Source organism: Flavobacterium glycines, assembly GCF_900100165.1.
Lineage (GTDB): Bacteria > Bacteroidota > Bacteroidia > Flavobacteriales > Flavobacteriaceae > Flavobacterium > Flavobacterium glycines.
Map to the genome: position 1 here is coordinate 594,253 of NZ_FNEO01000001.1, position 12,132 is coordinate 606,384.

A 12,132-nucleotide genomic window follows, 5' to 3' on the forward strand; every position below is an offset into this window, starting at 1 on the left:
ATTCTATTAAACTCTCACCATTAAGAAGTTAAGTTTCATTTAGCTTAATACTCTAAATATCTTAATGATAAAAAAACTTATTTTTCACTTTCTAATGTCACCGGCCCCAGCAAACCTGCTTTTAGTAAATTCTCAGCTTCCACTAATCGATAAGGCGCAGTTGTCCAGGTTAATCGATCTTTTTCCGGTAATTTTTGATCACCAATCAGGCGGTTAGCCCAGGTATTTGTCACTTTAATTATTATTTTATTTTTCCCTTTTTGCAATGCTTTTGAAATGTCGGTGCGATATGGAAAAGTCCAAATCGTTCCGCAATCTATCCCATTAACAGTCACTTCGGCAAGATTGGAAATCGAACCTAAGTCCAGATACGTTGGCGTTTTTGTATCCTGATTCCAAACAAATTCCTTAGTGTACACCGCAGTTCCCGAATAATATTTAATATTTTCATCAGTCGATGTACTCCAATCAAACAATTTATCAATTTTCAACTCTTTTTCAGGTCCTTTGAAACCAGCGTCAAATTGTAGCGTCCAATTTTCATCTAAAGTTTGAATTGTTTTTAATTCAGACCAATTCGTTCCTTTCACAACACTATTTTCCTTAGTCGCATTTTTAAAAATCACAAAACAAGACTCATTTTTATCCAGTTGCAAAGTGATAACAGTTCGACCGTTTTCAACTTCCCATGCCTTTAATGCTGTGGTTTTATCGGTCACAGGATTGTATAATTCCGGTATTTTTCCGCTTTCGCGAAAAGAAAATATAATATTCCTCTTTTCCTCTAATTGGTTCGAAAGAAAATAAACTTCTTCGTCAGCACTTCGTCGGTGTGTCCAGGCAATTGTTCCTCTGTCATTATGCTTCAAATCCGAAAACAATACATCTGGTGCAATTCCAATTTTTGTAAAATCAGCATCCAAAAAAGGCAGTTCAATAACTGTACCTTTTTCCAATTTCCAAGAAACAGCACCCTGATTGTTTTTAGTTATTTCTTTCCCTTTCGTCCATAATTCGTCAACAACAGCCTGCCATCTTTTAGCCTCTGCCTCTGATTGAAAACTTGGAGTCCCAATTGGTTTTTCATTAATAAAAATGGTCGCTCCTTCTTTGACTAATTGCAACATTTTTTCGGCTACAGCCAAAGAAACAATCTTATTCGGTGCCATTTTATGACTTCCCGGAAACAACAAAGCTGCATATTCAATACCTCCGCCAAAATCTACTTTACCATTCACCACTTTAGCTCTGTTCAACAACACATCAGCATTAAAAGAGTCGTATTGATAGCCATTCATTGGGTTTACCCATTGTGATAAATCGGTATTGTTTTTAGAAAAAGTTACTTCTTTAGGCATTTTGGTTGCCGGCTGTCCTTCGTTTTCTAATCGCGTTTTTTCACTCGCCACTCGTTCCTGTCCAAAAACATTTGGAACAAAAGGAAACAAGCGATCAGGAACAAGAGAACGCGACGGCAAATCTTCGCCAATAAAAACGGCTAAATCCACAACCGGTTTTCCTTTTTGCAATTGCAACTGCACTCTTTGGCAATAATCAAACCAGGCTTTTCCCGGTTTCCACCAGGTTTGGTCTCTTTGGAAAAACGTTCCAATATCGTCCAAAGTCATTCCCGGTTTTCTGTCCGTCCACGGATTGTGTACAAAAACATGATAGAAAAATCGGTTGATTCCCAATGCATAATTTCTATCAGCCAAAGTTTTTAAATTCCCCGGATGCTCATCCCAGTCCATTCGTAAAGCCGTAAAAGCTTCGGCCTGAATAATATCTTTTCCATAAATATGACCTCCCGAAATAGCGTCTAACATATCAAAAGGCTTATCGTGTGTAGGGCTTTTTAACCAAAATTCCCCACTTGGATAATCCACATATTTAAAATGTAGCAAAGCATCGCTCATCATGGTTGGCGCCACATTTTCGGAACTGAATTTTACATTCGCTTTTTTAGCAATGTCAGCCACCGTAGCATAAAAATTATCAGCTACTAATTCGGCTATCGTTTTTCGAACATCGTATAAAACTTTTTCAGAAGTCGAAACGCTTTCAATTGGAATTCCCGCCATTACCGGCAAATAATCCACTATATTGTAACCACGACGTTTTTGAAACTCAGCCTGAAAAACAGCAGACCAATTCTGACTGCCACATTCCCAGCTATCCAAATGTAAAATCGCCAATACCTTCGAAGTCAGTTCAGGACCTGCTTTTCGAATAGCTTCTCCAAACCAATGATCCAGTTGAAAACGAACTAACTCCGGATTGAATTTATCAACCTCCAAACCTTTTCCTGCGCCACCAGTTGCATTTTCATGTCCGGTTGAAGTATGTCCCATTCGGATAATTTTCCATTTGCCTTTTGGGGCTTTCCAAGTCAAATTACCGTCAGCATCAACAAATTTCGAAATATTGATGATTGCAGATTTTTGGAACGCATCAGAATTCGGAATTTCTTCTGTAGTTGTTTCCGGACTTAATCGCCATATTGCTCCCGATTTACCTTCGTAATTACCAATTTTAAGCTGATTTGAAAGCGTAATTTTACTCACTTTTAAATTGGATTGCTTCCATTTGGCAAAGTCCAAATCTTCAGCACCAGGTTCGGTTCCGGTCGGATCAAAAACAAATCGGAAATATTTAGCCGTAACCGGATTAATACTGCTTGTCGTTCCGTAATCGGTATTTTGCCATCCTTGACGCGGTGGTTGTAATCTTTGATGAAATTTAAAATTTATCCCATCATCACTGGTTTCAACAATGAGTCGTTGCGCCTGAAAATCCAATCCTTTGGTTTGAATAGTAATTGTGCGACACAAAAAAGGTTTTTCAAATTCGTATAAAATCCATCCTTTATCGCTAATTTTCAGATTCCCGTCTTTGGCTGGATTTACCAGAAAAGAAGCTTCTTCTCCATTTGAAGTTGTAACTTTAGGAAGTAAGACTTTTGAATTTTGTTCGAACTCTTTTATCGGAATAGCAAAAGTGGCAATGTCCTTATAATAATCTTTATAATGTTCCGGAGTTGTTAACTGCGTTGTGATTTTTTTCCCATCAAGGATTTCTGTTGTTGACCAAACTACTTTTTGCATCGACATTTCGGGCGTAATCCACGGACCTCCCGCCACAGCAAAACCATCGGCAGCATGAAACGCCAATTTTAAACCCAAACGATCTGCTTCGGCGAAAGCCCAATGCACCATGTCCCAAAACTCAGGACTCAATTGCAAAACAGGCGGTTCAATCAAAGGCGGATTTGCCGGTCCTTTTATCGTCATTAAATAAGCACCTGCAATTCCGGCTTGTTTCATTGCTTCCAAATCGGCAGTGATTCCCGATTTAGAATAAGCCGATTTCATCCAATACCAATACACCCAAGACTTTGAGGATTCAATTGTAGGCTGAAATAATCCATTTTCTTTTTTATGAATTTCCTGTGCAGATACAAATCCCGCAAAGAGTAAAATAAGAAAGAAATATTTTTTTTGAAACATTGCTGTTGTTATTATCCGTTTACATTAGTCATTGCGAGGAACGAAACAATCTCACTTAGTTGCTCTCGTTATGAGATTGCTTCGTTCCTCGCAATGATATCATTAATACTTAAATTTCTTCAAATTAGTTTCCAAACCGTTTTTCGCATCCGAAAAAGGCATCAGATAAAAACTATATTGATAATCTCCCGAAGGAATTTGATATTTTTCCATTGGTGCTGATACCGGCGACCAGCTGTCATTTCCACCTACGCCCATTTGTTTTAAATCGACATTGACAGTCAAAAAACCTGGATTTACAAGATCATAAGTATGTTTGGCATCATCCAGATTTTGTTGCGTATAAGGCCAGGCACTCATATTCAAAACCTTGTCTTCGTTTACAACAATTAAGCCAGAACTCTTCGTTGGATTTGTAAAAGCCATCCATCGCACTTCCGTTCTGTTAGCGTTTTCCTGAGGCATCACATAAGGCTCGATAAATTTGTCTATTGGCAAAGAATAACGTCCAACTGTAAAGCCAAAACTACGGTCACAATAATTTTCTAATTCTCCTTTTCCGTACCATGAAATTTGCCCAAAATCCTGATTGATTCCCAATTGCATTCCAATTCTAGGAATGTTTGGTAATTTTGGATTCGCATTTAACTGATAATTGACTTTCACAATTCCGTTTGCATTGATATTATACACCACTTTTACGGCAGCACTGTCTTTAATGATTTCATAATCACTGCTGATTTTTATATCACCAGCCGATTGCTCCATTTTTATATTTTTCAACATTGGCTTTGCCAAATACCATTGCTTTAAAAGTTTATGAGGTTTCCATCCTTTACGGTCATTATCGGTCAAAGCACGGGTGAAATTTGGCAACAAATCGGCTTTTATTTGTTCTTTGCCTTTATAAACATAAGAACTCAAAGCACCATTAGCTTTATTTATTTTTATGCTAAAATCTCTTCCGTTGATAGCATACGCTTCTTTAGTTTCCTGCAAATTGCTTTTTTGTTTGGCTTCCGCCAAAACTACTTCGGTTTTCTTTTGCAACAAAAATTGATCAGTTGCAACTGCATAACCTTTTGAAGCCCAAAACTCATCCTTAGCTAATTGAAATTCGATATTCAGGAAATACTCCGAATCCTTTTTCCTATTTGGAAGGTACTTCTTTACATCTAAAACATAATCTCCTCCCGCCGGAATATCGATTGGTTGAAGTACAAACTGTTTAATTAGATTTCCGTTTTCTAAAATTTGAATTACAGGAATAAAATCCCTTAAATTTTGAACTACCTGTCTGTTATGGATATTCAGTTTAAAATCGGTACTCAAGCTTGAAACTGCAGGCTGATAAATCCATTTGTTTTCATACATCGCAGCTTTTGCTCTGCCATCGGCCGAAACCATACCGTTAATATTGAAATTGCCATCATGTTTTTTCTCTCCGAAATCACCACCATAACCTAAATATTCCTGACCGGTTTTAGCATCTTTTCGAAGCAATCCCTGATCTTTTAAATCCCAAATACAACCTCCAATAACACGAGGCGTATTTCTAAATTCATCCCATAATTCTTTTAAATTCCCGGTAGAATTACCCATAGAATGTGAATACTCTACAAACAAAATTGGGCGTGTATCTTTCTTTTGATCAACTAAAAATTTAGGAGTAAAAACTCCCGGATAAAAACGGCTTACCACATCTACATAAGGTTCGTCCTGTGGGTTTTCATATCGATGCGAATGATCAACCGTTTTAGGATAACGTGGATCTAATGGATCGATATAACCATCTAATCTTGGATTTCCCTGCGCCGGTTCGTAATGTACCGGTCTTGTAATATCATAATCATGTGTCCATCCTGCCATGGCCGCGTGATTAGGTCCTTTTCCGGCTTCATTACCCAAACTCCACATCACAACCGACGGATGGTTTTTATCACGATGTACCATTCGGGTCATACGCTCCAGGTAAGCATGTGTCCATTGCTGGTCGTTGCTTAAAAACCCACCTAAACCATGGGTTTCCAGATTAGCTTCGTCCATTACCATCAAACCGTATTTATCGCATAATTCATAGAAATAAGGATCCTCCGGAAAATGACTTGTACGCACAAAATTAAAATTATACTTTTTCATCAGTTTAACATCTTCTTCTAAATCCTGATGATTCACTGCTTCACCACGACTAGGATGATGACCATGATGATTTACCCCATAAACATAGGTTTCTTTTCCATTAATAAGCATTTTTCCATTTTCTTTCGAAAATTCGATAGAACGAAAACCAAGCTTACAAGTTTTGACCTCACTAATGCTTCCGTCAGGATTTTTAAGTATCATCACGAGCGTATATAAATTGGGTTTCTCAGCACTCCATTTCAAAGGATTTTTGATCGTTTCCTGAAAAAATCCAAAACGCACTTTATCCAAACGAGGCGAAACTTCGCTGATAATATCAATCGCTTTTCTGCTTAAATCTTTTTCAAATAAAGGTTTATTTTGAGCATCATACAGCTGCACTTCAAAAGTGTGATTTTTAATCGTATCTCCTGTTTGATTGTCTAAACGTGGACGCAATTGAAAAACCGCATCCTGATATTTTTTATCCAATTTGGTTTGGTAAAAAAAATCGGCGATACGTAATTTTGGTTCTGCCATAATATATACCTCACGCTGAATTCCGCTTAAACGCCAGTGATCCTGATCTTCTAAATAAGAACCATCGCTGTAGCGAAAAACACGAACCGATAAAATATTTTCACCCTTTTTTAAATAAGGTGTAATATTAAATTCCGATGAATTACAACTATCTTCTCCATAACCCACAAATTCACCGTTAATCCAAACCTGAAATGCCGAACTTACCCCGCCAAAATGAAGCGAAACAGTCATCCCATCCCAATTTTCGGGTACAGTAAATTTACGTTGGTACGAACCAACAGGATTATCATCCTGAGGCACGAAAGGCGGATTTACCGGGCGGAACGAATACACCGCACTTTTGTAAATAGCCATCCCATAGCCTTTCATTTCCCAATTAGAAGGCACTGCAATTTTGTCCCAGCCTTTTACTCCATTTTTATAAAAATCCTGAGGCGCTTCCTGAAAGTTTTTGGCAAATTTAAAATCCCAATCACCATTTAAAACTTTAATCCTGCTTTTATTTCTGTTTCCCTCCAAAGCATCGGCAACCGTAGCATAAGAATAAGCCGTGGCTCTTGCCGGTTCTCTGTTCATACTGGTTATCATAGGATTTTCCCAGGGAGTATCAACATATTTTTCTTTAATTCGTGGTACTCCAGCCGGTTCACCTGTAACCAGTTGGGCTTGGCTAATACCAATACCAAACAAACAGCATACTATCGAAAATCGAAACTTTAAAAAATTATGAATTGACTTAAACATTGATTTTATTTTTTAGTGTTCTTGTCATTCCGACGAAGAAGGAATCACAAAATTTGTCTTAATTCTTAATACTTGGCACTTAATTCTTCTTAACTTTCACCGGCGGTGCCACAAAATTAATTTGGCTTTTCCCTAAATCTTTAGAAGTAGCCACTGCAATTCCGCGTTGTTCCCCTTTGTTTACCGCACAATAAAAATGATATACTACTCCGTCGTGTTTTACCACAAATGATTTGTGGGCAAACATATTATCATACGGTTCTGAAGATTCAATTAAATTATCGCCTTTCCATTCTTTCCAATTCACCAAATCGTTTGAAACTGCAAATCGGTTAAAAGCACCCTGATCCCAACCGGTCCAGAAAGCTCCAAAGTAGAACATCACCCAGGTATCATTCACACGCTGAATATAAGCATCACCTGTAATTCCTCTGTGGTGATTCAGTAAGGCTTTTTTGCCATAACGTTTCCAGGTTTTCATATCGTTAGAAACCGCCATCCCAATACGTTCTGCACCTTTAGCAGGATTTAAACTATCGCCACGGGCATTATAATACATGATAAATTTGCTTCCTGTAATACGTTCTTTGTCTTCAATAACCGAGTTTTTGTACATTGTACTGTTATCCCAAAAACTTACATCTTTGTCTTTTGGTGTTAAGACCGGTTTAGGTAAACGCTCAAATTCGTGTGCTTTTGTTGGAGCTTCTTTTGTATAAGCCATTCCGATTGATAAAACACCAGCTTCGTATCCTGTTGTATTTCCACCAAAATAACTCATCCAATATTTTCCATCATATTTATTCCATTTATAAGAACCACCCCAAGTTGGATCCTGCAATGAAATATATCCTGCTTTTTGGTTCACATCCCATTCTGATTCATCTTTTGAAAACGACATTACTTTCCCTAAATGTTTCCAATTCAATAAATCATTACTCTCTGCAAGCCAGGTTTCATAACCTCTTCCATCATAAATCAGATAAGTCATAAACCATTTTCCGTCTTTTCTAAAAACAGAAGGACAGTCCATTTTATACGAGTTATCCGTTGGCACCATTACCAATCCGTATTTATATGGTGTTTTGATTTCGTTGTAAATCTCATTCATTACACCATCGGTGATTTCTCGTTTTTTGAATTTGGTGGCACAGCTTGCTATTAGCAAAACTGTGATTCCAATTACAAGATATTTCATTGTAGTTTTCATTTAAAATAGTGTTATTTTTTGGAACACGGATTTTAGAAATTTGAGAAATAAATATTAATATCTGTTGCTATCTCCCTAATCTGTTTAATCTGTGTTGCTATTATTTCTTTTCCAATTCTTTTAATCGGGCATCCATCACATCACGATTCAATTTCACTTTGACCATTCCTGTCGGGTGAAATCTTTTTTTCAAATCGATGGCATTATACACAATCGTGTAAACATCGTTGCCTTCAGGAATTAAACACAAAGGAGTACGCATAATATCCCACCATTTATCCACCTTAGTTTCTATTGGCCAATAATGTGCTTCCGACCAATTCACCCCGTCTTTAGACAAAGAATAGCCCATCATATTAGGCAAATGATGTCCCCAGCCATCAGGTCCGCCATCAAAAATAGCGATGTACAAACCATTTGGTAACTGACTCACAATAGGATTTTCAACAAACAAAGGATGTATCGACTGAATAGGTTTCAACCCTTTATTGAGACGGAACCAAGGTCCTTCTAAACTATTGGATTCGGCTAAAGCCACAAACCAGCCTTTTCCAGATTTTTTAGGATAATCTTTCCAACTTTCAAAAGGATAAGCACCACTGTAAAAACCGTAAAACTTATTACCTACCTGATACGGAAAAAACGAAGCCACTCCCTGACGGCCTTCCCAAGGTTGAGAATCCAATCCCGGTTCCATAATGATTCCCATATCTTTATAAGGTCCGGCAATTCCGTTGATGCCTTCTACAGTAGATTCACAACGCCAAATACGGCCAAAAGAATGATTCGGTTCAATTTCTTTACTCACCGTGTAAGCCAAATAATAACCGTACCATTTGTTTGCTTTTTCATTAAAAACAGGCATATACGACCAAATCGCTGCACGACGATCGTTCATCGGGTTATCGTCTTCTGTAATGGCATAAGTTCCGCTGGCTTGTAAAATAGTCGATTCCCTTTTCCAGTGAATCGCATCTTTACTTGTCCAATGCCCGATTTTAGTTTTCACACGGTCATAGTACATTTCAACACCTTTTTCTCCCGCTCTTTCTGTTGGAAACATGTGATAGGTATCGTCTACTTTTACCACACGACCGCCTTCAAAACCGCCCTGAATTCCTTCAGTTCCCTGCATTCCTTCGTCGATTACGGGTTTATTTTCTCCCCCAATAATTTCGAATAATGGTTTTTCATCTGAGAATCCTTCAACAATAAACGTTGGGTTCCATAATCTTCCATCTAATTGTCCTGCATTTGTGGAAACTAAAGTTTCTTTCATTTTTACGACTCCCAAAACAGCATACAAACCTTTTGCTGATGGCAAAATCGTGTGTGTCCCTTTTTTATAAGAAATCGCATAAACATCTACGGACGGTAAACCTGTAATTGTCACTCCATCTTGATATACAAGAAATGCAGAATCTGTAGTATCTAATTGTAGAAATTCATTATTACTTTTATCCTGAAAAGTACCAACAAACACTATAGCATCTTCTTTGAATTTTAATTTTAAAGGCGCATTCGTCCCGTTTTTATATTGATCCAACGGAAGCGTTACTCCTGTAAGCCCTTCCAATTCCGGCGCCAATCGAACAATATTATTTTTACTACCCGAAAAAACATGCGCATATTGTGTTGTTTTGAATGTCTTGTAATTGGATTTTACTACTTCGAAAGAAGCTGGCTGCCAGTTATTTTTTTGAGCATGAACTGAAATCACACTCAAGAAAACAACGACTAAAAGGATATTATTTTTGATTTTTTGCAACATAATATTAAAGTGCTTTGTAACTAATTTGGTAAGCTACATTAGGCTTAACCGTTAATTGATATTTGTTTTTTGCTAACTCAACAATCGTTCCCGAATTAGTTTTTGGCATAGTTTTACTTTCAATAATCAGCTTTCCTTCGCCTTCGGCAGCATTTACTTTAATTTGAGTTTTACTCACATACAATGCAACTTCCCCGTTTGGTGTTGGCACTTGTCCTTGCATCCATTGTAATCCGCCTAAATTTGGTTTGATTTCGTACTCAGCATAACCCGGAGCAGTTGGTTTTACACCCAAATAGTATTTCCCTAACAAATAAATTGGACTGGAACCCCAGGCGTGACAAAGACTTTTTCCATAAGGGCGTCCATACATTTCTAAATGTGCTGCCCCTTTTTTGGTTGGGTTGTATTCTTCCCAAAAAGAGGTAGCGCCTTCTTTTAACATTCCTCCCCAGTAGTCTTTCATTTCTTTCAAAACATAATTCTGTTCGCCCATAGCGCACAAGGCTTCCAACTCGTAAAAACGCATGTATGGTGTTGTGATTTGAAGAACATCTTTATTGAGCAACACTTTATTTTTTACACTCTGTTTTTGTTCTTCAGTAAAATAATTGAAGAAAATACCGAACATATTAGCGTATCTGGTTACAATATCCTGCATTTTACCGTCGATACGCTGGTGCTTCATCACGTTTTCTTTTTTATCCCAAAACACATCGAATAATTTCGTTTTTAAATCATCAGCTAATTTTTTATATTGTTTTTGGTCTGCATTTTCACCTGCAATTTCAGCACTAACAGCCATGGCTTCTAAACTTCTTGCCAAAAGCATTTGCTCAAAACTCACCTCACCTGTTTTTGGTAATCTGTTTGCCCAGTCAATAAAAACCCAATCCCCTTCCAATGGTTCGAGGAATCCGTTTTTGTTTCTTCTTTCTAAGCAGAATTCCATCAACGATTTCATTCGAGGATAAAAAGTTTTGATAAATTTCGTATCGCCTGTATGCAAATAGTAATCGTAAACACCCACAAACCAATACAGCGAATAATCCATTATGATATTAACATGAGCCGTCACAGGTTCTTTCCCACGAAGCGCTAAAAGTGTTCTTTCTACCGAAGCCGAATCAAAGAATAAATAATAATTCATTAAATAACTTTGATAAGCGTCGCCAGACCAAACCCAACGATCGCGTTTAATCCCGTCTATAAAAAATTCACGGGATGTTAAATGCATCGTGTAAGCCGACACATCCCAAATTTTATTCAATTGTTCGTCTGAAGATTTGAATGCACCACGATAATCTAATGGTAAATATTCATAAAGCATCGAAATCGAATCGTATTTCACTGTTGGATCAGCTTTTACCTGAACATAGCGGAATGCTTTGGATCCATTATGTGTGTAGGTTTGAGGCTGATTTCCATCAAATGATAAATGGTCTAAGGTTTCACATTTGGCCGTATCCATCGCTTCCTCACGAGATTCACCATAATACAATGCTACTTTACCTTTTCCTTTTACGCCATGAATTTTAATGTAACCAAAAGTTTCTTTACCAAAATCCACTAACTCACCAGCAGCTGTTTTTTCTGTTTTTTTGGCATTCCAAGGCTTTGTTGTTAGTTTAAAACCGGAAGGTTTATTCTCAGGCACATCAAAATTCCAGGAACCAACAGGCACCCATGGTGTCCCGGATTGTTGTGCTTTTCCATTTTCATCAATCCAAAGTTTATCTTCATTGGTCACCTTCCATGACGCATCAGATTGAACATACTTACCGGCAATATAAATAGCCGGCAACACTTCCTGATTATATACTTTAAAGGAAATTTTATGTTTTCCGGCAGGAATTTTTAATGATTTTGGCTGTCCGTAAATTTGAACACCATCTAAAAGTAATTGAAAAGATCCTTCCGTGTAGATTTTTACATCGTCTGGTTGTGGAATTTCTACTTCTGTTTGAAAAGTGACCAAGGCATAAGGACTATAATATTGCCAAAGCGGTGGAAATACCGCTTCGCGTTCGGTACGTCTTACCTGCATTTTATTACTTAACCAAACTTCAAAATCTCCCGGATACCAAATCCAGGTGGCTTTGCTATTTTTTTCCTGTGCAACAGCCGAAGATGAAGTGAAAAAGAAAAATACAACAATAAAACTAATCGAAAATCTAAACATTGAAGTTGAAAATCTGTTTAACATATTTACGGTTTTAAATTTTGGTTGATTTTTT

General features: G+C 37.5%; 5 protein-coding genes. All 5 read right to left on the reverse strand.

Features of this window, described 5'->3' with window-relative positions; all coding sequences use genetic code 11:
- Positions 1 to 77: 77 nt before the first annotated feature.
- A complete protein-coding gene (locus tag BLR17_RS02215; protein ID WP_066328167.1) occupies positions 78 to 3,506 on the reverse strand; it encodes a glycosyl hydrolase in 3,429 nt (1,142 codons plus the stop codon).
- 102 nt (positions 3,507 to 3,608) lie between these two features.
- On the reverse strand, positions 3,609 to 6,914 hold the full coding sequence (locus BLR17_RS02220) for a glycoside hydrolase family 2 TIM barrel-domain containing protein (RefSeq protein ID WP_066328166.1): 3,306 nt from the start codon (positions 6,912 to 6,914) through the stop codon (positions 3,609 to 3,611).
- A 79-nt stretch (positions 6,915 to 6,993) separates the two neighbouring features.
- The gene (locus tag BLR17_RS02225; RefSeq protein ID WP_245683107.1) at positions 6,994 to 8,112 is read right to left on the reverse strand and encodes a glycoside hydrolase family protein; all 1,119 of its coding nucleotides are present in this window, start codon (positions 8,110 to 8,112) and stop codon (positions 6,994 to 6,996) included.
- A 112-nt stretch (positions 8,113 to 8,224) separates the two neighbouring features.
- Positions 8,225 to 9,895, reverse strand: coding sequence for a glycoside hydrolase family protein (locus tag BLR17_RS02230; RefSeq protein WP_066328163.1), 1,671 nt, complete (start codon positions 9,893 to 9,895; stop codon positions 8,225 to 8,227).
- Positions 9,896 to 9,899: 4 nt separating this feature from the next.
- Positions 9,900 to 12,101: an alpha-L-rhamnosidase-related protein gene (locus BLR17_RS02235; RefSeq protein ID WP_066328162.1), complete on the reverse strand. Its 2,202-nt coding sequence runs from the start codon at positions 12,099 to 12,101 to the stop codon at positions 9,900 to 9,902.
- Between the last annotated feature and the right edge of the window lie 31 nt (positions 12,102 to 12,132).